This window comes from Rouxiella sp. WC2420 (genome assembly GCF_041200025.1).
Taxonomy (GTDB): Bacteria; Pseudomonadota; Gammaproteobacteria; order Enterobacterales; family Enterobacteriaceae; genus Rouxiella.
Window position 1 is genome coordinate 1,867,841 of sequence record NZ_CP165628.1, and the last position, 23,113, is coordinate 1,890,953.

The following is a 23,113-nucleotide window of genomic DNA, read 5'->3' on the forward strand; positions in this document are numbered from 1 at the left end:
CTTAATCCTCAAATCCAAACAGTTGTTTTGGTGTTTCCCACATGATTTTTTTCTGAATATTTTCATCCGGGAATAAATCGTTAAACAGCATCAGTAGCGTGCCAAGATCCATGCGATGCTCGGCGCGCAGGAACGGCCAGTCAGATCCCCACATGCAGCGGTCGGCACTAAATGCCTCGAGCAGCGCGAGTTGATAATCGTGCCCATCACGATAAGGGAAGGGCTGGTGGCTAAATTTAGACAGTCCCGACAGTTTGACCCAGCATCTTTCCGTTGCTGCCAGTGAAAGCAGCGCCTGAAAAGCGGGCTGTTGTAAACCGGCGCTGACATCAGGTCGTCCTGAATGATCAAACAGCAGTTTTGTTTTCGTGCGCGCCAACATCGACATCAAAGCCAGCAGCTGATCGTCTTGCACCTGGATCGCGGCAAACAGGTCAAGCTCGGCCAGTTTGCCCATCATGTTATCGAAATTGATAAAAGGCTCGACGCCAAGCATCGCCACGTTAAGGGCAATGCCGACCACGCCAGCCTGCTTTAACTCAGCCAGTCGATCGAGGCTGCTATCAAAGGGCACAACGGCAATTCCTCTGAAGCGACCGTTGCCTTTTTCAAGCGCGTCCAACAAACAGCGGCTGTCAGTGTTGTAACCCGAAGTTGGGCCGACAATCAGTGAATGGCGAATGTTATACGCCTGCATTACCGCCTGATAATATTCCACGGTGCCGATTTCATGTCCGGCAGGCCGATAGGCGGTGTCCGCAATATATGGAAAATTAACCGGATCAAAAACGTGATGATGGGTGTCTATTTTTGGCTGGTCAAAAATGCTCATGCTTTGCCTTTCCCCGCAACGGAATAAATAACCTGCTGGTTACGCGTTTTCTGGAACTCTTCCAGCGTTTGACCGCGCATCGCCGAATAGATGTGCAGGTTGGAAACGCCGACTACGGCACCCAGTTTCTCCAGCAGGAAGAAGCTGACACCGTACTGAATCATTGAACGCCAGTCGAGATCGCGCAGCATCGTTTGTTCATCGGCAGTCAGTTTGTTTTCATCAAACATCGCCTGTGGTTCGACAAGAAAACGCTCGCGCCATGCAGGTTGGATCATCCGATGCAGGAAACGGTTAATGCGCAAAGCCTTGAGACTGCGCGCCTGAGTAAACGGATAGGTTCCCTCAAGCTTTTCGACTCCGGCCATCTGCTGGGCAATTTTGTCGCGCTGGCGCTGCTGAACATCAACGGGGGCTTCCCGCGATTTATTCTCAAGCACTAAAGTTGCGATACCGGTCATCGACGGCAGGTAATAGGCATGATGCAGTTTCTCGACATTGGCCGACAGCGCGCCACGCATCACCAGCCACATGATTTCTTCAGATCCCTCCATGCCGCTAAGAGTGGCATATTCGGCGATGGTCATCTCAGTCAGGCGTTCAGGATCGTTAACCAGCATGTCGACAAACTGTTCGTCCCATTCTGGATTGTTAAATCCGCAGCGTTCGCCGTGCACCTGGTGCGAAACCCCACCGGTGGCAACAATTGCGACGCTCAGATCTTCCGGGAAACTCTCCACCGCACGGCGCAGTGCCTGGCCCAGCCTGTAACAGCGGCGGGCGGTCGGAATAGGGAACTGCAAAACACCAATCTGTAGCGGAACAATTTGCGTTGGCCAACCGCTTTCCGTATGTGGCATCAGGGCCGAAAGCGGGGAAAACAGACCGTGATCCAGCGGCTTGTCCATAAAGAAAGACATATCGAATTCATCAGCCATCAGACTGGCTCCGATGTGCTGAGACAGTGCTGCGTGACCTTTAACCGCAGGAATATCACGCGGACCGCCGCCCTCATCCGCCACTTCATAGTGATCATCGATGCCTAGCGTGAAGGCAGAATAGTGATCAAAGAAGAACGAAGTGACGTGATCGTTGAAGACATAGAGCAATACGTCCGGCTTTTTCTCGTCCAGCCACTTTTGCATCGGGGCAAAGCTTTCAAAAATCGGCGACCAGGCGCTTTCATTTTGTTTGTTGTGGTCCACAGCAAATCCAATTGTCGGGGTATGTGATACCGCCAATCCGCCGATAATTCTAGCCATCCTAAATACCTCTATTCCTTAGTTAGTGAGGATCGCAAGGGGCGAATCCTTATAAATTTGTGCTGATTTCCTGATTATTTGCATCAGCGAACATTCATCGTACGTGACAGCTCCGGGATATCTTTCAGTTCGACACCTTTGATCATTTCAACCGGATGTGCCGCGCGGTGCAGCAAAATACTCAGGCCAGCCAGCAATGCCGGAATGGCCAGCACCAGGAAAATAACGTTTTGTCCGCTGAACAGACCGAGCAAGATCCCGCCCATTGATGAGCTAATGATTGCGCCGGTGCGACCAATCCCGTGCATCCAGCAAACGCCGGTTGCGCGCATTTCTGTTGGATAAAAGGCCGGTGAAAACGCCTGCAGGCCGGTTTGCGCGCCGTTAATGCAAACGCCGCTCAGGAAAACCAATACCGCGAGTGTTGTCGCTCCGAAATTGCCGAGGCCCTGCGTCAGCAGGCAGCCCATGCCCACCAGATAGAACAGGGCAATCACGCGGCGAGCTTTATATTTATCCATCAGACCGCCCACCATCAGGCCGCCGAAGGTTCCGCCAAGCTGGAATAAACCGGCAACAATCGCCGCTCGCTCCAGTGAAAAACCACTGTTGCGCATAATGGTCGGCAGCCAACCGTTGAGCAAATAAATCACAAACAGGCCCATAAAATAGGTTAGCCACAGCACCAGAGTGCCTTTTGCATAACCCTTGGTGAACAGCTGGAATACTTTAGCGGTTTTCTGAATGACTGGCGCTTTAAGCACAAATTTAGTGTCACTGGCAAAGACTCCGCCAGCCCGACGCAGCACTTTTGCGATTTTCTCTTGTGCGACGTTTCGAACCACCATGTACATCGCTGACTCTGGCAGGACCCACATCAGCAAAGGCAGCATCAGTAACGGCACAATACCGCCTGCAAACAGCACAGACTTCCAGCCAAAATGTGGCAGCAGGCCAGCCGCAATAAAACCACCCAGGCCGGAGCCAATGTTAAAGCCGCTATACATCACCGTAATCAATAGGCTGCGGCGGCGCTCAGGCATATATTCGGAAACCAGCGTGACAGTATTTGGCATTACTGCGCCGAGCCCGAGGCCAGTCAGAAAACGCAGGCCCGCCATCTCCATTGGCGTGTGAGCGAAGGTGCTGAGCAGGCTAAAAATACCAAAGCACAGGATTGAAATCAGCAGCACGCGTTTACGACCAAAACGGTCAGCATAAGGACCGGCGACTAATGCGCCAATAGCCACGCCAAACATCGCTGCGCCTAAAATCGGGCCCATCTGTCCGCGTCCCATGCCCCAGTCTTCCATTAAAGCCGGGGCAATGAATCCCATAATTGCCGCATCGTAACCGTCAAACATGATGATGATGAAACACAGCGATAAAATCAGCCATTGATAGCCCGAAATAGGACGGGAATCTATCCAGGCTTTTACATCGACAATACCGTTCTGACTCATAGGGTGCGCTCTCTATTTTTTTTATTAATGTGTGATCGGATTAAAACTTTCTAAAAAAATTATTGTTTTTTTATCGATGCATCCATGCAGAGAGTGACGGGGTATAAAAATAATTTTATCTATTAAACAATATGTTGTGTTGTATTTGTTTGCTTCCCGTTCAACCACGTTAGGGGCTGAAAAGGCGAATGTCTGCCATAAAATCGTTATGGAGATATGATTTTTATTTATAACCTCCATTTTTTGTATATTGAAATGACATTCAGTTTTGTTACTTAAATTGTGGGTTTAAAAGTGACAGGATTTGTTGAAAGTGCCGCGATCTACCTCTCGTAAAAACGGTGGTGTATTCTCTGTCATTAGTTAATAACAACACTCACCAGCGGCAGGGCAGATTATGAATTCCTTTCTTTTTCATCGTTACCATGGTTTAGGCAATGACTATCTTGTTTGCCATCAAAGCGTGGCAGCGCAATTCTCATTGGAGCAAATCAGCCGCATTTGCGACCGCAACTACGGAATTGGTTCTGATGGGTTACTGATTGATATTGATGACGAAGAAGTACCGCGCGTGCGCATCATCAATCCTGATGGTTCAGAGGCCGAAAAAAGCGGCAATGGATTACGCATTTACGCACGTTATCTGTTTGATATTAAAAGGGTTGGCCATGAAACTTTTCTTGTTAATACGTTGGGTGGGCAGGTAAGTTGCGAGGTGACCGAGGGCGCGCATCAGGTGATTGTTGATATGGGGCAGGCGAAATTTAACCCATCGGCACTGCCAGCCACTATTGAAGGTGATGACATGCTCGACCAACCGCTAGTGGTGGGTGGGCACCATCTGGATGTGACTTTGGTGTCCATGGGCAATCCGCACTGTGTCATCCGTGTAGCAAAACTGGATCTGCCGCTGGTTCATCAGCTGGGCCCTGAGATCGAAACGCTGGCGATTTTCCCCAAACGCACCAACGTGCAGTTTGTCGAAGTCATCGACCGCGAGAATATCAGTATCGGGATTTGGGAGCGCGGGGCGGGTTATACGCTGGCTTCCGGCAGCAGCAGCTGCGCCGCAGCCAGTGCAATGCGCAAGTTGGGACTCGTTGGCGACAGCGTGACGGTGACTATGCCTGGCGGCCAACTGGCTATCTCCTTCTCGGGCGACTTTATGGTCAATATGCGCGGTCCCGTGCAGAAAATCGCCGAAATAATGCTAGATGCCGACTGTTTTTACGATTTGAAGTAACGGCCTTGAAGTCATTTTTTGGTCGCTCCCTCAGGTGAGGGAGCCTTACAAACGACTTAAACTTTACTGGTTTTCGGTCGCAGGATTTTTTCGGCAATGAGCAGCAGGCGGCGGCGAGTGACGAATCGTTGCAGCTGGCCAAGCAGCCAATTGTTGCAGCCGGTGATGAGATAGTTGCGCTGTTCGTCGAGCGCCTTAAGTGCCAGATTCACCACAGTATCGGCCTTCATTCTCTTTCCTACAGAGGCCTCTTCTGCATTGACTACGTCAAAAAAAGCCGTATCGGTTGCTCCGGGGCACAGTGCCAGCACGCGCACGCCGCGCTGGCGATTTTCGGCCCAAAGCGCCTCGGAGAATGACAGCAGAAAGGCTTTGGTCGCGCCGTAAATTGCCATGTAAGGGTCAGGCTGCATGGCGGCAGTAGAGGCTACGTTGATCACCGCGCCGTCGCCGCGCTTTATCATCGCCGGCAGCAGGGCATGCGTAAGTTCCACCGGCGACAGGCAGTTAATTTGAATTTCTTCTCGCTGGCGGTCCAGCAACAGCTGATCAAACACACCGTAGGTGGCAAAACCGGCGTTATTAATGAGAATGTCCGGTGAAAGTTTGGCTTCATTGAGCTGATCCAGAATTGAGGGCGTGGCGTCGCTGGCACTGAGGTCCTGGGTAATCACCAGAGTGGCGATGCCATGTTGCTTTGCCAGTTTGTTCGCTAACGCCTGTAATTTGCTCTGATTGCGCGCGACCAACACCAGACTCACGCCTTTTGCGGCTAACTTTTCAGCAAATACCTGCCCGATGCCCGACGATGCCCCGGTGATTAGCGCCGTTTTTCCTGAATAATTGAAAGATTCCATGCCCATTTTCCTGTTTGAGGTTATGCTGCAAACAGGGTAAACCGTGGAGTCTAGTCTACGGTCAAGCAAGTTTTAAGCAGAATGAAGGGTGATAAAATGCGGATTGGAGAGTTGTGTGCCAAAGCGGGTTTACCAAAAGATACAGTGCGTTACTACGAGCGTCAGGGGCTGCTGGAGAAAATACCGCAGCCCAATGGCAGTAATAACTATAAAGTTTATTCAGCGATAGATTTGCAACGTTTGAAAATGATCAAACACGCCAAGATGCTGGGTTTTACCCTTGGCGAAATCTCGGACGTGTTGGCAGTCTGGATTGAAGATCGGTTCAGCGTCGAGCAAAAGACGGCAAGCCTGCGACGCAAACTGGTACAAATTGAAGAAAAAGAGCAGGCACTGATTGCGCTGCGGGCCGGTATCCTCAATGCGCTTGACAAAGTTGGGCAACCTTGCGATGACGCCTTTTGACCCACAGCGTATGAATCCTTGTTGCCAGCCTGGAGTTAACTCAGATTTCCATTGTTGAGCGCCTAACCCGCCTAGCGCTGGCGGCCCAGTACTGATGCGCCGACCAAACCGCCCTGACTGACAAATTTACCCGGAACAACCAGCGGTTGCGGATACGAGTGCAACGTTGATTGCCTCACCCTTTCATCGAGGGCAGCAATCAGTCGCGGTACGGTCGCCAGACCGCCGCCGACTACCACTTTTGTCGCGCCAATGATATTGACCAACAAAGTCAGAGGCTCACCGACCAACTGTAGCCATGCCTCAATAGTGAGCACTGACTGAGCATCTTCATCCTGCCAGCCGCTGATAATTTGCTGGCTGGTCAAGCTTTGCTGGTGGAGTTCGTGATGCAGTCTTTCCATCCCGCGCGCGCCGCCGAGCATATCAAGACAGCCAGTCTGGCCGCAGCCGCACGGCAGGCGCGGGATGCGAACCAGATTATTATCAAGCACCAGCTCGGTACGAGTAATCGCCCCATGGCCCCACTCTCCGGCAACGCCGCCGTGACCGCGCACCAGCTGACCGTTAAATACGATGCCGCCGCCCACTCCGGTGCCGAGAATAACGCCGACCACAATGGGCAAACCCATACCTTCGCCAACGTGGGCCTCAGCTAGCGCAAAGCAGTCGGCGTCATTGGCCACGCTAACGCGGCGTTTGAGAACCTGCGAAAGCTCGGCAGCCAGATTATGTCCGGCAAATCCGGGAATATTAGTCGCCATCACTTCACCGCTTTGCGGCGAAACCAGGCCAGCGGTCGAAATTGCCAGCGGAGTATCCTCCGGATGCCCGTCGCCGTGCTCGGTGAGTAAGGCTTGCAAAGCCAGCACAAACTCATCCCAGGACTGGGCCGGAGTCGCCACGCGCGCCAGTTCGGTGACTTCACCCTGCTGCCGCGAGAGGCCAAATTTAATAAAGGAACCGCCGATATCGGCACAAAACACTACCGTGCCTGTATTTACCATCATGAACGCTTGTCCAGTAAGTCGCGCAGCCCGTCGCCCAGTACGTTAAAACCAAGCACTGTCAGCATAATTGCCAGTCCGGGGAACAGCGAGAGATAGATATTAATGCCGAGAAAGTTTCGACCATCACTCATCATTGTACCCCATTCGGGCATGGGCGGCTGTACGCCGAGACCAAGAAATGACAGGCTTGCCGCCGCGAGGATAACTGTCCCGGCGGTCAGTGTAGATTGCACGATGATCGGCCCAATGGCATTGCGCAAAATATAATGCACGACAATGCGATACCACGAGAGTCCCAGCGCCTGCGCGGCCTCGACATACTCCATGCGTTTCAGGCCAAGAGTCAGGTTACGGCTGAGGCGCGCATACACAGGAATGGCAAACAGCGAGATGGCAATCAGCAGATTAGCCAGCCCGCCGCCAAGTATGCTGACCACTAAAATTGCCAGCACGATACCGGGGAAGGCGAACAGCATGTCCATCACCCACATAATCACCATATCTATATAACGGCCAGCCATTCCTGAAAGCACGCCGAGGGGAATGCCAACCAGCATTGCGAGACCGACACTGAGCACCACCTCGATAATCGATATCCGCGCACCGTAAATCACTCGCGCGAAAATATCTCGGCCATAGTCGTCGGTGCCAAAGAAATGATCGGCGGAGGGGGGAAGCAACGTGTTAAGCAGATCCTGATTATAAGGGTCTTGAGCAGAAACCCAGGGGGCAAACAGGCCGAGTAAAACTATTGCGGCAATCATCACCCCGCCAAAAGTAATGCCGGGATGTCGCCAAAGCCAGCGGAACAGCAGCGCAGTGCGGCTTTTTTTACCCGCATGAACAGCGGTGAGGATGCTCATCATTCAAACCTTATTTTCGGATTGAGCAGGGCAATCAGCAGTTCGCCCAGCAGGTTCATCACCACCACGCCACACACGGCGACCAGCGCCACGCCCTGAATCACCGGATAGTCGCGATAGCGCACTGAATCTACCAGCAGCCGACCAATTCCCGGCCAGTTAAATACCGACTCGGTAACCACCGCGCCGCCAACCAGGCTGCCAAAATTCAATGCTACGATGGTCACAATCGGGATCAGCGCATTGCGAAACGCGTGGCTGCAATAAATGCTCATGGCCGACAAACCCTTGGCCCGCGCGGTGCGAATATAATCTTCCGACAGCACGTCCAGCATGCTTGAACGCGTCATTCTGGCCATCACTGCCATTGGTAAAACGGCTAAGGTGACCGACGGCAGAATATAACTTTTCCACGACGACGCGCCGAGCAGCGGCAGCCAGCCTAGCTCGACTGAAAAAGTGTTCATCGCCATCAGTCCGAGCCAGAAGTTGGCGATTGAAGCTCCGGCAATCGCCAACAGCATCACGCCGTAATCTGGCCAACGGTTTCGGTAAATTGCTCCTAGCATGCCTGCAGGCACGCCAATGGCGATCGCCAGAAAATAGGCAAACACCGCCAGCGCCAGCGTATAAGGCAGCCGTTCGCCAATCTCCTGCGTGACCGGCTGCTGTGACTGAAGCGAAAGCCCGAGATTGCCGTGCATCACATCGCGGGCAAAATGTGCATACTGCGTAACGATGGGCAGGTCCAGACCCAGTCGGGTTCGCATGTGATCCACCGCTTCCTGCGTTGCTTCAGGACCGGCCATCATGCGCGCCGGATCGCCAGGCAGTGCGCGGATCGACACGAAAATCAGCATCGACACGCCAATCAGGATCACCGGAAAGGCCAGCAGTTTTTTGGCTAAATAGGCTTTCATGCCGCGTCCTACCCTTTGTGGGCGTCTTTAACAATCACGTTACCGCCGGGGATCATCCACACGCCGGAGATGTTGGATCCGGTGGCGTACAAGTCATTTTGATAATAGAGCAGCACCTGCGGGGCCTGAACGTTGATCTCCTGCTGTGCTTGAACGTATAGCTGGTTGCGGGCGTTGACGTCTTGCGTCGAGGCGGCGTCATCCAGCAGTTTGTCGAGCCTGGCATCGCTAAAGAACCCAAGATTAGCGCCACCCGGTGCGAAGCTGCCTGAGTAGTACAGCGGCCTTAACTGCAAGTCTGCGCCGTTGACGCCGGAGGACCACGAGGCCAGTACTGCGCCGGTGCCGTCAGCCTTTTTCCCCGCCGCATCGGCAAATGCCGCTTTGGTCCATACGCCGCTTTCCATCTGGCGCACGTCGAGTTTGACGCCGATCTTCGCCCACATACTTTGCAGCACCTGGCCAATACGCGCATCTGCGCCCTGAACCGCTATAGACATATTGAAACCGTTGGCGTAACCGGCTTCTTTCAGCAATGCTTTGGCTTTTTCGATATTCAGCGGGTAAGGATTTAACGTTTTGTCATAGCCGGGGGTGATAGGTGCCAGCGGCGAGTTTGCCGGCGTTGCGAAGCCGGACATGATTGCCCGCACCAGACCATCCCGGTCGGTGGCAAAGTTCAGCGCCTGACGCACGCGCACGTCGTTCAGCGGTTTAAGCTGGGTATTCAGAGCAACCCAAAATACCGAGGCGCCCGGGCTTTCGTGCAGCTGGAATTTAGGATTGTTTTTCAGCACGCGGGCAAACTGCGGCGGCACCGGATTGATGACGTCGGCCTCACCGGCCTGCAGCGCCATGTTCATCACCGATGACTCGGAACTCCAGGTCCATTTGATATCTTCTGGTCCATCTGACTTGCCCCAGTAACCCGGATTTTTTTCTTCCAACACGAATTCGCCGGTCTTGTACTGCACCATTTTGTATGGGCCGGTTCCGACAGCTTTGCTGTCCAGCGTTCCGGCTTTATCCGCCGTCGGGCTGACCATCAAACACGCGCCGGTGGTCAACAGATTCAGAAACGCCGGATAGGGTTTTTTCAGCTTGAACACCACGGTGTTGTCGTCAACTTTGCTGACGCTGTCGATAAAAGTGCGCAGGCGACCGCTGGCGGCCAGGCCGCGTTTCACATCGAGATGGCGGGCGAAGTTGGCGACTACGGCGTCTGCATTGAAAGGCGTGCCGTCGTGAAACTTGACTCCGCTGCGCAGTTTGAAGGTCCACACCAGTCCGCTGGTGTCGCTGCTCCACGAGGTGGCAAGCGCCGGTTCAAGCTTGAGTTCGGGCGACATTTTCAGCAGGCCTTCGTACATCGGGTCCAATACCGTGGCGGTAAACGTCGCGGTCTGGTTACCCGGGTCCATGCTGCGCGGAGCCTCATTTTGCATTACCGTCAGTGTCGCGGCATGAAGAGGGGCGGCGATTGCGGCGAGCATTGCGACGCCGAGAAGAGTCAAACGTCCCGGACAGCCGATAGTTCTAAAACCTTTCATAAATCTTCCTCTGCCAATAAACGGTGAATGCAAAAATAGCCGACCTTTATTCTCTACAATTCGCGGCTGATTATTTCATACGAAATGCTTATATCTGATTATTTAGTTAAATTTGTGAACTAATTGGCATTGATATATTCATTTTATAAGTTTAATGTCAAGGCGGAATAACCAAAAATGAGAGCGCTGAAACGGAATGTTGAATTCATTACAACGGCAAATATTAGGGGCGATAAATTCCGCCGCAGGCCTGAGCCGTACTGAATTGGCGCAGTTTTGTCGCATGAGCAAGGCCGCTATCAGCAGTCCAGTAAGAGAAATGCTAGAGGCGGGCTATTTATTTGAAGCAGATTCGATAAATGGGCCGGGACAGGGAAGGCCGTCGGTAAAACTGATGATCCGTCCCCAGGGCGCTTATTTTATCGGGGTCTCGTTATTGCAAGAACCCGCGCAGATGGCGCTAATTAATTTAAAAGGTGAAATAATTGCGCGAGCCTGTTTCGCGCTTAATCGTGATCCCACTCTTTTAGCCGAAAATATTGCCCACGCGCTGCCTGAATTGCTCGACGGGCAGGCCGAGGCCGCCGAAAGACTAATGGGTATGGGCGTCACTCTTTCGGGGTTTATTGATGAAACTCAGTCTATCTGTGTGCAATCGGCGCTGCTCGGCTGGCGCAACGTGGCGCTGGCAACACTGATTACTCAGGCGACCGGCCTTGAGGTATTCATCGAAAACGACGCCAAGGCTTTGGCGGTGAGCGAGAAACGATTTGGACAGGCGCGGGATCTCGAAACTTTTACGCTGGTCAGCCACGGTGCAGGCATTGGCAGCGCGCATTTTATTGCCGGTAAGCTGCATCGCGGCCTGCACGGCGGCGCGGGGGAAATTGCCCATTGCACCATGGAGTTGAACGGGACGCCTTGCCGCTGCGGCAAACGCGGCTGCCTCGATACCATTGCTTCCGTTAATGCGATTATGGAAATGGCGCGCGAGGAAAATCTCACCGTCGCTAGCCTGCCAGAGCTGGAACGACTGGCGGCCAACGGACAGGCGGCGGCAATTCGAATTCTGCATCGCGCGGGTTCTGCGCTGGGCCTTGGCATCGCTCACCTGATCCAGATAATCGATCCGAGCCTGATTTTGATCGCCTGGCAGGAAGAAACCATCGACGGACTGCTAGGCACCGTGGTGCAGCAATCCATAGAAACCAACGTCTTACCGGGTTTTGCCGGACTTACGCCGGTCAGGACCTTTGCTATCAATCAGGACACCTGGGTTCGGGCCGCAGCCAGTATTGCCGCCCATCGCTTTCTTGATGGCCCTGAATCAATCAATGACGGTGCAAAATCAGCGAGGTAAAAATGCGTATCGCAGTCAGCGGCATTCATATTGAATGCAGTACTTATAATCCTGTTCTTAATGAAGAAAAAGATTTTCGCATCGTGCGTAATGCCGAACTGCTGGCCGCGCCGTATTTTGCCTTTTTGCAGGACTATCCGGCAACGTTTTTGCCGACGGTTCACGCTCGCGCCATTGCCGGTGGGCCAGTTTCTCGCGCCACCTACGATCAATTCAAGGCGGAAATGATTGCCGGACTGCAAGCGCATAAACCTTATGACGGGGTTTATCTGGCAATGCACGGAGCGATGTATGTCGAAGGTATGGAAGATGCCGAGGGGGACTGGATTGCCGCCGCGCGTGAAGTCGTTGGGCCGGAATGCCCGATCAGCGTTTCTTACGATTTACACGGCAACGTTTCGCAAAAAATCATTGATGCCATCGATATGTTCTCGACCTATCGCACCGCGCCGCATATTGACGTTGAAGAAACTATGCGTCGCTCGGTTTCCATGCTGGTGAAAAGTTTGCAAACCGGCGTAAAACCGACCTTGCTTTGGGTGCCGATCCCAGTCGTTTTACCCGGTGAACGCACAAGTACTGAGGATGAACCGGCCAGGAGTCTATACGCGCGATTACCGGCGATTGATGAAATTAAAGGTATTTGGGACAGCTCGCTGATGGTTGGATACGTTTGGGCCGACGAACCTCGAGCTACCGCGGCAGCGATTTTCACCGGTACCGATCGCGCCATTCTTGAGCAGCAGGCCTTGAACCTGGCACAGGCCTATTGGGATGCGCGAGAAGATTTTGTTTTTGGCTGTAAAACCGATACGCCTCAGGCCTGTGTGCAAGAGGCGATTGCCAGCAAAACGCACCCGGTGGTGCTCGCCGACTCGGGCGATAATCCAACGGGCGGTGGCGTAGGCGATCGTGCTGATCTATTGGCCGAACTTATTACTCAGGGAGCCAAAGGCGTGATCGTCGCGGGGATCACCGATTTACCTGCTACGCAAGCTGCCTTTGCGGCTGGCATCAACACTCAGCTTACACTGACTCTTGGCGGGTCTCTGGACTCTTCAAGCCCACAGGTTACTGCTGAATTCACCGTGCTGCGCCTGCTAGATTCGCCAAATGCGGCGGACCGTCAGGCAGTATTACATCACCACGGTATAGATGTGGTGGTTTCTGCTCGTCGCAGGCCTTACCACAATATTGCCGATTTTACGCTGTTGGGGCTTGATCCTTTAAAGGCCAAAATCGTGGTGGTGAAATCCGGTTATCTGTCTCCGGAACTGGCACCGATTGCGCGTCCGAATCTGATGGCGCTATCCAACGGCGTGGTGGATCAGTTTGTCGAACGTTTGCCGCGCCTGAGAAAGACGGTCGCCACTTTCCCGTTTGACCAAGACTTTGATTTTGAACCACAGGTGCGCCTCTCGGCTCGTTCGGCCTCTTAATGGAAAAGGATACAAATCATGCTCGCTGCTCAGCCGGTTTTAAAGGTAGAGAATCTGACCACCTCGTTTCTCGGCGATGACGACTGGCTGCCGGTGGTGCGCAATCTGAACTTTGAGGTGTTTGCCGGTGAAACGCTGGCAATCGTTGGCGAGTCTGGTTCGGGCAAAAGCGTGACCTCGCTGTCAGTAATGCGTTTGTTGAAAGCGCGCAGCAGCAAAATTGAAGGCGCTGTCACGTTAAATCAGCGATCGCTGCTGGGGCTTTCTGAAAAGCAGATGCGCGAAGTGCGCGGCAATGAGATAGCGATGATCTTTCAGGAGCCGATGACGTCGCTGAATCCAACGTTTACTATCGGTCGCCAGATCGCCGAAACGCTGAAGGCTCATCGTGGCATGGGCGGTAAAGCTGCGCGGGAAGAGACTATTCGGCTGCTGGAAAAGGTGCGTATTCCCAACGCCCGTGCGCGATTCGATGAATATCCTCATCAGTTTTCTGGCGGTATGCGCCAAAGGGTGATGATAGCCATGGCGCTGGCGCTGAAACCCAAACTGTTAATTGCCGACGAGCCGACCACCGCGCTCGACGTCACTATTCAGGGGCAAATCCTGGATTTAATCAAGACATTGCAAGAAGAAGAGGGCATGGCGGTGCTGTTTATCACCCACGACATGGGCGTGGTAGCGGAAATCGCCGACCGGACTCTGGTGATGTACCGCGGTGAGGTGGTGGAAAGCGGCGAAACTGCCGAGCTGTTTTTGCGTCCGCAGCATCCTTACACCCGCGCTCTGCTGGCTGCAGTGCCGCGCCTGGGGTCGATGCGCGGGCGTTCGCATCCGCTGCGTTTTCCTGCGATTGATATGCAAACCGGGCTGGCCAGCGATCCGCTTGAAAGTCTGGTCAAGGTGCGAAGCAATGAAACGCCGCTGCTGTCGGTGAAAAATCTCTCGGCGCGTTTCCCGGTGCTGGGCGGGATCTTTGGGCGTCCGGTTGGGGCGGTGCATGCGGTGGAAAATATCAGTTTCGATCTGTTTGCGGGCGAGACGCTGTCGCTGGTGGGGGAGTCCGGCTGTGGAAAATCAACCACCGGTCGCGCGGTCACTCGTTTGCTGAAGCCGCACGAAGGGCAGATAGATTTCGACGGTTTTGACGTAATGAATCTGAATTCAGGACAACTGCGCACGATGCGGCAGCGGATCCAGATGATTTTTCAAGATCCCTTTGCCAGCCTGAATCCACGAATGAAAATTGGCGATGCTTTGATTGAACCAATCTTGCAGCATCGACTGGCCAATAAGGCCGATGCGCTGGAAAAAGCGGCGGCATTAATGAATAAGGTCGGACTGTCGCCCGATATGATGCGCCGTTATCCGCATGAGTTTTCCGGTGGTCAGCGGCAGCGAATTTGTATTGCTCGCGCTTTGACGCTGGATCCGAAAGTGATTGTAGCCGACGAATCTGTTTCGGCGCTTGATGTTTCCGTGAAAGCACAGGTGGTAAATTTGCTGCTCGATTTACAGGAAAGTATGAATCTTTCATACCTGTTTATCTCTCATGACATGGCGGTTGTGGAGCGTGTGAGCCATCGGGTGGCGGTAATGTATTTAGGCGAAATTGTAGAAATTGGCCCGCGCGCGGCGATTTTCGATAATCCCTGCCACGAGTATACCCGTAAACTTATTGCCTCGGTGCCAGTGCCCGATCCGGCCAGGCGCGGTATCAAAAGGCATCTGCAGGTTGAAGAGTTAAAAAGTCCGGTTCGCCCGCTGGGTTATCAGCCGCCAATCCGTGATTATCGGCAAATAAGTGAAGGCCATTGGGTATTAAGCTAATTAATACTCCAATTGCTAAAAAAGTTGCTACGGAAAGATAAAGATTTTACTCCAGATAGGTATAAAATATTGCCAATTCTTATTTGACTCTCTAGACGCGAGGTTAAGTTTCGCGTTCTTTAGTGCCAATAAATTGATGTATTTTGATTTTCAGAACAACTGTTGCTCGTAATATCACAGTCAGTTAAATATTGCTTTTTGCTGGAGTAGTCATGTCAAATCAGTATCCAAACTTACGTCCTCGTCGTCTAAGACAGTCTGATTCTTTGCGCGCTCTGTTTCAGGAAACCGAGTTCAGTGTTAACGATCTCGTATTGCCGATCTTTGTAGAAGAAGAGACTTCCGAATACGCGGTAATCGAAACCATGCCCGGCGTACTGCGTATTCCTGAGTCAAAACTGGCTTATGAAATTGAACGCTATGCAAAGGCGGGTATCCGCTCGGTCATGACTTTCGGTATTTCGCATCATATGGATGCCACCGGAAGTGATACCTGGAACGAAAATGGTCTGGTGGCGCGAATGGCGCGAATCTGTAAAGACACGGTGCCGGAAATGATTGTGATGTCTGACACCTGTTTCTGCGAATACACTTCGCACGGCCACTGCGGCGTGTTGCATGACCACGGCGTAGACAATGACGCGACTCTGAAAAATCTGGGCCGTCAGGCGGTCGTTGCTGCCGCAGCCGGTGCCGATTTCATCGCGCCTTCTGCCGCAATGGATGGTCAGGTGCAGGCCATTCGCAGCGCGCTCGACGAAGCCGGTTTTATCGATACCTCAATCATGGCGTACTCGACCAAATTTGCCTCTTCATTGTACGGACCATTCCGTGAAGCGGGCGGCAGCGTATTACAGGGCAACCGTAAAAACTATCAAATGAACCCGATGAACCGCCGTGAAGCGATTCGCGAGTCTTTGATGGATGAGCACGAAGGTGCCGATGCGCTGATGGTGAAACCGGCCGGTGCTTATCTGGACGTGATCAGCGATATTCGCGCAGCTTCTACACTGCCACTGGCGGCTTATCAGGTTAGCGGTGAATACGCGATGATCAAATTTGCCGCGCAGGCCGGTGCGATTGACGAGCACCGAGTCGTGCGTGAAACGCTGGGCGCGATTAAACGTGCCGGTGCTGATATCATTCTGTCTTACTTCGCGATGGACATCGCAGAAAATGGCGTCGATTACAATTAATCGAACTTTCGTTTACTGCTGATAAGAGCCTGACTTCGTGTCAGGCTTTTTTATGCCCGATTCTGCAGAACCAATCTGGGCAACAAACTCTCTGGCCTGCTGGTGTGAGCGAATTCTGACAAACTTTACTCGCTGGCCAGTGGGTGATGCCATCAGCTGCTGATAATTCTTTCTGTTTTTGTAGAAAGTTTTCAGCGTCCACAGAATGATCGATTCGCGGCTAAAAAAGCTCCGACGGAAGGTTTCACGATTACCGGTTCCTACCCAGAGTTCCTGCCCGCTGGAAGCGCGCATTATTGCACGCTTGACTGCCTGATAAAGTGTACGACCAAAACTGTAATCCACCCAGACGATGAGATCGATGTCGCGCCATTTGATCGGCTGCGAGCGTCGATAGTTACCGTCAAGTACCCACGCGGGCTGGGCAATGGCCTGCTCCAGTTTCTCAAACAGCTGTTCATCGGTGCTGCCTTGCCAGTTGGTTTGCCAGAAAAGAGCATCCATTTCGATATAGGGAATTGCCAATTTTTGCGCCAGTTGGCGTGCAAAAGTAGATTTTCCGCTGCCACTGGTGCCGATTATGTTAATTTTCACGAGGTACTCCGCAAATAATGGCTTTCTAAAGAGGAATGATTGAAATTTTATAGTTTCAAAGCCGTGAATGAGACTATTGTACGTGACTGATTATATTAAATAATAAGGACGAGCTCATGCCCAATGGATTAACTGGCGCGATAAGTACAGCGACTCACCCGCCACAGCTACAAAGTTTGCCGGAAACCACACCGGCCCTTATCACGACCACCATTACTCGGGCCGAGAATTCTCCTGAACAACCTACCAGCTTAAGGCAAATAAAACGGCATTGTCCCCATGCCATGGTGAGTTTGCCTAGACCAATACAGCAGAAAAATCAGCCGCTGGATCTGTCGTTTAAACCATTAACCGCCAGTGCGTTATGCTCTAACGTTCCAGAATCAGTGCCTTCGACATCGGGTTCAGGGCGACCGCAGACTGCCCCTTACGTTATTGAAATTTTAAGTTTTCCAAACGAGCATCCTAAAATTATCGAGTTTCTTAATATCCCCGAGCATGAACGAAGGGCGATATATAACAAGATGGTAATGGAGGCCATGCTATTGAGAATTCCTCGCGACGACACTGGGGAGAATATTTCACTGGAAATGCGCACGCTAGGGCAGGCGCATTTGATGGGTATTCCAGTACTCAATGCATTAGTTATCAAGGATATTACAGAAAAAACGCTGCTCAAACTGGAGAGCTTACAATCTGCGGCGCTTCATTTTTTATCAACATATGCCGCTCGGCAACGCGCTCATCATTCTTGGAGGCCTTAACTGAGTATTACGAACGAGGAAGGGGATCGGCCCGCTGCGCAGTACTCTCAGGCAGTTTAACATGCCCCGGTTGGTCCACTTTTACCAACAGCGTTAACACGGCAGCCACCAGATACAGCGCGGTATAAACCCAGACCACGCCAACAATATCGAAGAACGGCAGCACAATTGAGGCAATAGCGGGTGCGACAAAATTGCTTAAACCAGCAGAGAGATTATAAATCGAGATTGCTGCACCTTTATGTTTTGGCTCCAGCACCGGAAATACTGCGGTCATCGGCACAAACGCGGCTACGGTAATCCCAAGCATGACGGCTGGCACCAGCGCCATCCAGAAATTATGGCCGTAATGCATCGGAATATAGTAGAACGCCAGGCTGGAAATCGCGCAACCGATACAGCCAAACCAGCGCACCTGACGCAGCCAGCCGATCTTTTCGCCAAGAATGCCCCACATAATATTGGTGAAGATGGTAACAAAGAAGAACACCGCCCAAATTTGTAGCCATTCCGACATGCTGAACCCGAGGCGGCCAACGAAAAGTATCGGCATGATCACCGCAAAGCCGAATAGCGAAATGGTGTTGATGATGCGGATCAGGCACGACATAAAAATGTGCTTGTTGGTAAATAGGATTGTGACGGCTCGTGACAGTTCGGTCATTTTTTCACGGGTAGAGAGATTGGCTTTTTCGCTGACGCTGCCGACTTTTCTGAGCAAAGTCAGTGCCATCACACCACCCACTCCCGCCCAGGCGATGGCAAACCACAGGGTGCCGGTCTCACCGAATAATGGGATCGTGAAGCTGGGTAAATAGCTGCCGATGCAGCCGATGCCGATCGAATACATTGCCCAGAACCAGCCCATTGCCGATGAAAGCTGCTGTTTTGGCACAGTTTGCACCACCAGCATCACAAAGGAATAAATAAACAGCGGATAAGCCAGCCCGCGAATCCCGTAAAATAGCAGCATCAGCGGGTAATTTCTCATGCCCAATCCAAACAGCATAAACAGCGTATGCATTACCACCCACAGAATAAAGCCGATGCGCATGGCTTTTTGTGGAGTGATGATTTCAGCGACTACGCCGGAGCTCCAGGCAGCTACCGCCGCCGCAAGGCCGTAAACGGTAAACACCAATGCTGATTCGGCAGGGGAGAAGCCCATATCGGTGATGTGTTTAGACAGAAAAGCCATTTCAAAGCCGTCGCCGCTCATAAATACCGCAATGGCAATGTATCCCCACAGCAGATTAAGCGGTAAGCCAAACCAGTGATCCTGTTTTTTTTGCATAGCTTGCTCCTCTGAGGGAGCGCGGCTACCTCAGTTGCAGGTTGATAAAGTTGGGGTTGGGGTTTGGAAGCCCCAGGTTTTTATAATATTTTCATGAGGTTATTTTCGTAATTCTACCTGTTGCCGATAGAGACGCCGCCAGGTTGCCAGCCGTGATTGCAACATCTGATGGCGGGTAGCGTCAGGGGTAAAGGTTTGTTTGATTTCCGGCTTGCGGCAGACCTCACGACGGTCGCCGCCATCTGCCAGCCAGCCAAGGCGAGCGGCGCCTAAAGCACCACCTGCCTCACCGCCCTGATGGCTTGTAATCGTCAGATTTAGTGCATCGGCCATCAGTTGCGCCCATTCATTACTGCGCGCGCCGCCGCCGACCAGAGCACATTTATCAAGTACAGTGCCAGACTGTTGCAATACGGTAAGGCCATCAGCCATGCCAAAGGCTACGCCTTCAAGTACCGCGTAGCCGAGCGAGGCGCGCTGAGTACGGTGAGTCATGCCATGAAAAGCGCCGACGGCTTCGGGGTCATTGTGTGGCGTACGCTCACCCGAGAGATAAGGTAAAAACAGCGGTGCATGGCGTTTGTCGGCCTGTGAAAGTTGAGCAATTTCAGCTAATAAGGTAGTTTCATTGCTGCCCACTAACTGGCAATACCAACGCAGGGCGCTGGCGGCGGTCAGCATCACGCTCATCTGGTGCCAACGATCGGGCAGGGCGTGGCAGAAAGCGTGTAGCGCCGATGCTGGGTTCGGGCTAAATTTTTCGTTAACCGCGAACAGCACGCCGGATGTTCCCAGCGAGATAAACGCATCGCCTGGCTCAACGGCCCCGATACCTACCGCGCTGGCGGCGTTATCGCCTCCGCCACCGGCAATAATCACCTGATCGTTTAATCCCCATGACCGCGCAATATCGCGGTTGAGATAGCCCGAAGATTCGCTGCCTTCAATCAGCCGCGGCATTTGATCTCGCGTCAGTCCGCAGGCATCAAGCAGCGTGTCTGACCAATCGCGTTTTGCGACATCTAGCCATAGCGTGCCCGCCGCGTCTGACATATCCGAGACTTTATCGCCGCTCATTTTCCAGCGCAGATAATCTTTAGGCAGCAGTACTGTGGCAATCTCGCTAAAAATTTTAGGTTCGTGGCGCGCCACCCACAGCAGTTTTGGTGCAGTAAAACCCGGCATGGCAAGGTTTCCTGCTATCTGATGCAGCTGCGCAGCGGTATCGGTCAACTGTTGACATTCTTTGGCGCTGCGAGTGTCGTTCCACAAAATCGCCGGACGCAGCACCTCGCCTTCATGGCCCAGTAACACCGCGCCGTGCATCTGACCAGACAGGCCAATAGCGCGAATCTGCCCCCAATCCTGTGGCAATTCTTCGCGCAACTGTGCCACCACATTTTGTGTTGCTTGCCACCAGTCGGCGGGGTTTTGCTCTGACCAGTGCGCGTGCGGGCGCTGAACCTCCAGCGATTCTCCCGCGCTGGCCAGCACTTTGCCCTGTTTGTTGAGCACCAGCGCCTTGATCTCTGAGGTCCCTAAATCCAGTCCTAGATACATGCGTTACTCCTGTTCGCTTACTTTTACAGACGCCAGCCACTGGTTGACATCATCAATTGACTGGCGCAGCAATTTTTCAAATTCTGGCTTATCGGCGAGAGTGGCAAATAGCTTACTGTCGCGGGCGTACAAGGCGACAGGGTCTTTCGCCGCAAACAGCTGTTGTACTGCCTGAGCATCCAAAATGCCATCTTGATAAGTATAGGGCAGCTGATTAGCTACCCAGCGTTGCATAAACACGAAGAATAGTGCAGGTAACATACTGGTGGCTTTCGGTACTTCGCCACGCTGATAGCATTCAATCAGTGTCGGGGTGATAAACCCTGGGATCTTGGAGAATCCATCGGCAGCAACTCGTTGATTGGTATCTTGAATGTAAGGGTTGCCAAAGCGTTCAAGCACGACATCGCGATAGGCATTTAAATCCAGTGGGCTGGGTGTCAGGCTTGGAATTACGTCTTCAGTCACATAGCGATAAGCCATTTGACAGATAGCCTCGGTCTGCGTGCTCTCGTGAATGTACTGCTGGCCAATCAACGTTCCGGCCCAGGCAATACAGCTGTGGCTCGCATTGAGAATGCGGATTTTCGCCTCTTCATACGGCAGCACTGACTCCACCATCTGCACCTCGACCTGCTCCAAATCAGGGCGACCGGCGATGAAAAGGTCCTCAATCACCCATTGAATAAAGCTTTCTGCCATCACTGCGGCCTGATCCTCTTTTCCAGTCTGCTGTTTGACTCGCACGGCGACTTCTGAAGAGGGGCGTGGAGTAATACGGTCGACCATGGTATTCGGGCTGCGGGTGTTTTTAGCTATCCATTGTAATAGCTCGGGTTTATTACGCAGCGTGAGAAATTGCGTCAGGCCATGATGGAAGCGGTCACCGTTGTGACGTAAGTTATCGCAGTTGAGTAGGGTAACCGGGCCACCTTTATTGTGTTGGCGATGCTGCAAAATATGGCTAATTGCGCCATAAATAGTCCGGCATTCACCCTGCAAATCGGCGCGGATATCACTATTGTTCTGGTCCAGATTGAACTGGTGATCGAGGTAATATCCGCTCTCGGTCACGGTAAAAGAAATTACTTTGGTCTCAGCTTTTTCACCCTGAGCAATCAGTTGCGACAGCTCGGCATCCCACGGCAAGATTTTCTTAATCGAGGTAATGGTTTCATAGGCGCGCTCACCGGCAGGCGTGACGGTTTCCAGAACATACTCGCCATTTTGCGTGGCTAAATGATTGAGCAAAGGGGTGGCGTCGTCGCGAATATTTCCCAAGGCAATTGACCAGCGGGTGTCACCGGCCTGAATCAGCCGGTGAAGATATACGGCCTGATGGGCTCGATGAAACGAACCTGCGCCGATGTGCATCCAAACCGCTTGCTGAGAATTATTCATAATTTGCTCCGACATTTTCTGCTGAATGGGCTTAAGCTCTATTAAAGGGCTTTTGCTTTGATGGGTGACAGCTTAATTAAACTTTTGCCCGTTAAATGGGCTTTAGCTCACATTCTTGTTATCTTTCTTTTAAACTCGATCACGCTAAACAGTGAATATCGATAAAATACCCAGCATAAACAGCCATGATCAGAGGCCAGCAATGAACAAGAATGATAAAAAAATGGATCAGGCCGCACGGGCTGCGTGGATGTATTACGTTGCCGGGCAGACTCAGCATGAGATAGCCGAAGCATTGGGGATTTCACGTCAAGTGGCGCAGCGCCTAGTGGCTAGCGCTATTGAAAGCGGATTGGTCTCGGTGCACATTTCCCATTCGGTGGGTAACTGTATGGCACTCGAATCGCAGTTGCGGCAAGTGTACGGGCTGAGTGTTTGTCAGGTGGTTCCGTCGCACGGGATGAGTCAATCCGCAATGTTGCACGCCATTGCGGTAGCGGGGGCCGAGGTGATGACGCAGTTTATACGCCGCGAACAGGCCACCATTATAGGCGTCGGATCGGGCAGAACGCTCAAAGCGGCGATTGACGAGCTCGACGACGTTGAACGCCCGCAGCACAGTTGCGTATCGCTGATTGGCGCGATTGCTTCTGACGGTTCCTGTACTCGCTACGATGTCCCGCTGCTAATGGCCGAAAAAACGCAGGGGCGTTATTTCATTCTGCCCGCGCCTTTATTTGCCGATAGCGAACAGGACAGGGAAGGCTGGTGCAATCATCGTATTTATCGCACCGTGAGCGAAAAAGCGCGGCAGGCGGACGTCACCTTTACCGGCATTGGGACTATCGGCCCAGACTGCCCGCTGCATTTGGACGGATTTATATCGTTGGATCAGGTCAAAAAACTTAACGCTGCGGGGGCGATTGGCGAAATGGTCGGGCATTTTATCGGCGCTGACGGCCAGCGAATTGACAGCGAACTGAATCCTCGACTGACCAGCGTCGGATTGCATCCGCAACCCGATAGACCGGTGATTGCCATGGCGGGAGGAGAGGACAAATATTTGGCGATTCGCGCCGCGCTCAAAGGCGGTTGGATCAACGGATTAGTCACGGATGAGTTAAGCGCGATGGCATTATTGGGCTAACTGCCAAGCAAGTCCCGTGTATCTCTGCCCTAACCATCAAGAGCTTAAGATGAAATACACGGG

General features: G+C 52.6%; 20 protein-coding genes. 8 read left to right on the plus strand and 12 right to left on the minus strand.

Annotated features, from left to right (window positions below; genetic code table 11):
• Position 1 precedes the first annotated feature (1 nt).
• The 3 genes from AB3G37_RS08690 to AB3G37_RS08700 form a co-directional block, all read right to left on the minus strand.
• Positions 2-832 (minus strand): amidohydrolase, encoded by an 831-nt coding sequence (locus AB3G37_RS08690; protein ID WP_369790354.1) that lies wholly within the window; start codon positions 830-832, stop codon positions 2-4.
• On the minus strand, positions 829-2,094 hold the full coding sequence (locus AB3G37_RS08695) for a gallate dioxygenase (protein WP_009635228.1): 1,266 nt from the start codon (positions 2,092-2,094) through the stop codon (positions 829-831). Before AB3G37_RS08695 ends, AB3G37_RS08690 begins: the two co-directional genes overlap by 4 nt.
• Before the next feature lie 83 nt (positions 2,095-2,177).
• A complete protein-coding gene (locus tag AB3G37_RS08700; protein ID WP_369790355.1) occupies positions 2,178-3,557 on the minus strand; it encodes an MFS transporter in 1,380 nt (459 codons plus the stop codon).
• A 397-nt stretch (positions 3,558-3,954) separates the two neighbouring features.
• Between AB3G37_RS08700 and dapF the strand changes: the two genes are divergently transcribed.
• Positions 3,955-4,800: a diaminopimelate epimerase gene (gene dapF / locus AB3G37_RS08705; protein ID WP_369790356.1), complete on the plus strand. Its 846-nt coding sequence runs from the start codon at positions 3,955-3,957 to the stop codon at positions 4,798-4,800.
• A 56-nt stretch (positions 4,801-4,856) separates the two neighbouring features.
• Here the strand turns inward: dapF and AB3G37_RS08710 are convergent, their stop codons facing one another.
• A complete protein-coding gene (locus tag AB3G37_RS08710) occupies positions 4,857-5,657 on the minus strand; it encodes an SDR family NAD(P)-dependent oxidoreductase (RefSeq protein WP_369790357.1) in 801 nt (266 codons plus the stop codon).
• Positions 5,658-5,753: 96 nt separating this feature from the next.
• Between AB3G37_RS08710 and AB3G37_RS08715 the strand changes: the two genes are divergently transcribed.
• Positions 5,754-6,122: a MerR family transcriptional regulator gene (locus tag AB3G37_RS08715; RefSeq protein WP_037377441.1), complete on the plus strand. Its 369-nt coding sequence runs from the start codon at positions 5,754-5,756 to the stop codon at positions 6,120-6,122.
• A gap of 71 nt (positions 6,123-6,193) precedes the next feature.
• Here the strand turns inward: AB3G37_RS08715 and AB3G37_RS08720 are convergent, their stop codons facing one another.
• The 4 genes from AB3G37_RS08720 to AB3G37_RS08735 are packed head-to-tail and all read right to left on the minus strand — an operon-like array spanning position 6,194 to position 10,465.
• Positions 6,194-7,132: an ROK family protein gene (locus AB3G37_RS08720; protein WP_369790358.1), complete on the minus strand. Its 939-nt coding sequence runs from the start codon at positions 7,130-7,132 to the stop codon at positions 6,194-6,196.
• Positions 7,129-7,995: an ABC transporter permease gene (locus tag AB3G37_RS08725; protein ID WP_369790922.1), complete on the minus strand. Its 867-nt coding sequence runs from the start codon at positions 7,993-7,995 to the stop codon at positions 7,129-7,131. The genes AB3G37_RS08720 and AB3G37_RS08725 overlap by 4 nt, the downstream gene beginning before the upstream one ends.
• Positions 7,995-8,915 (minus strand): ABC transporter permease, encoded by a 921-nt coding sequence (locus AB3G37_RS08730; protein WP_009635221.1) that lies wholly within the window; start codon positions 8,913-8,915, stop codon positions 7,995-7,997. Before AB3G37_RS08730 ends, AB3G37_RS08725 begins: the two co-directional genes overlap by 1 nt.
• A gap of 8 nt (positions 8,916-8,923) precedes the next feature.
• Positions 8,924-10,465, minus strand: a complete 1,542-nt coding sequence (locus tag AB3G37_RS08735; RefSeq protein WP_369790359.1) for an ABC transporter substrate-binding protein — start codon at positions 10,463-10,465, stop codon at positions 8,924-8,926.
• A 196-nt stretch (positions 10,466-10,661) separates the two neighbouring features.
• On the opposite strand from AB3G37_RS08735, the gene AB3G37_RS08740 reads away from it, so the two are divergent.
• From AB3G37_RS08740 to hemB, 4 genes are all read left to right on the plus strand, one after another.
• On the plus strand, positions 10,662-11,825 hold the full coding sequence (locus AB3G37_RS08740) for an ROK family protein (protein WP_369790360.1): 1,164 nt from the start codon (positions 10,662-10,664) through the stop codon (positions 11,823-11,825).
• 2 nt (positions 11,826-11,827) lie between these two features.
• The gene (locus AB3G37_RS08745) at positions 11,828-13,264 is read left to right on the plus strand and encodes a M81 family metallopeptidase (protein WP_369790361.1); all 1,437 of its coding nucleotides are present in this window, start codon (positions 11,828-11,830) and stop codon (positions 13,262-13,264) included.
• An 18-nt stretch (positions 13,265-13,282) separates the two neighbouring features.
• Complete coding sequence (locus tag AB3G37_RS08750) at positions 13,283-15,094, plus strand: ABC transporter ATP-binding protein (RefSeq protein WP_369790362.1); 1,812 nt, start codon at positions 13,283-13,285, stop codon at positions 15,092-15,094.
• 212 nt (positions 15,095-15,306) lie between these two features.
• Positions 15,307-16,290 carry a porphobilinogen synthase gene (hemB, locus tag AB3G37_RS08755; RefSeq protein WP_009635216.1) on the plus strand — a complete coding sequence of 328 codons (984 nt, stop codon included), beginning with the start codon at positions 15,307-15,309 and terminating at the stop codon, positions 16,288-16,290.
• Positions 16,291-16,302: 12 nt separating this feature from the next.
• Here the strand turns inward: hemB and AB3G37_RS08760 are convergent, their stop codons facing one another.
• Positions 16,303-16,884, minus strand: coding sequence for a shikimate kinase (locus tag AB3G37_RS08760; protein ID WP_369790363.1), 582 nt, complete (start codon positions 16,882-16,884; stop codon positions 16,303-16,305).
• A gap of 116 nt (positions 16,885-17,000) precedes the next feature.
• Between AB3G37_RS08760 and AB3G37_RS08765 the strand changes: the two genes are divergently transcribed.
• Positions 17,001-17,648, plus strand: a complete 648-nt coding sequence (locus AB3G37_RS08765) for a hypothetical protein (RefSeq protein ID WP_369790364.1) — start codon at positions 17,001-17,003, stop codon at positions 17,646-17,648.
• A 7-nt stretch (positions 17,649-17,655) separates the two neighbouring features.
• Here AB3G37_RS08765 and AB3G37_RS08770 read toward each other — a convergent pair whose 3' ends face one another.
• From AB3G37_RS08770 to dalD, 3 genes are all read right to left on the minus strand, one after another.
• Positions 17,656-18,942 (minus strand): MFS transporter, encoded by a 1,287-nt coding sequence (locus AB3G37_RS08770; protein ID WP_369790365.1) that lies wholly within the window; start codon positions 18,940-18,942, stop codon positions 17,656-17,658.
• A gap of 99 nt (positions 18,943-19,041) precedes the next feature.
• Positions 19,042-20,502: a xylulokinase gene (xylB, locus tag AB3G37_RS08775; protein WP_369790366.1), complete on the minus strand. Its 1,461-nt coding sequence runs from the start codon at positions 20,500-20,502 to the stop codon at positions 19,042-19,044.
• A 3-nt stretch (positions 20,503-20,505) separates the two neighbouring features.
• Positions 20,506-21,903: a D-arabinitol 4-dehydrogenase gene (gene dalD, locus AB3G37_RS08780; RefSeq protein WP_369790367.1), complete on the minus strand. Its 1,398-nt coding sequence runs from the start codon at positions 21,901-21,903 to the stop codon at positions 20,506-20,508.
• Positions 21,904-22,105: 202 nt separating this feature from the next.
• Here dalD and AB3G37_RS08785 point away from each other — a divergent pair, with 202 nt between their 5' ends.
• Positions 22,106-23,050 (plus strand): sugar-binding transcriptional regulator, encoded by a 945-nt coding sequence (locus tag AB3G37_RS08785; protein WP_369790368.1) that lies wholly within the window; start codon positions 22,106-22,108, stop codon positions 23,048-23,050.
• Positions 23,051-23,113: the final 63 nt, after the last annotated feature.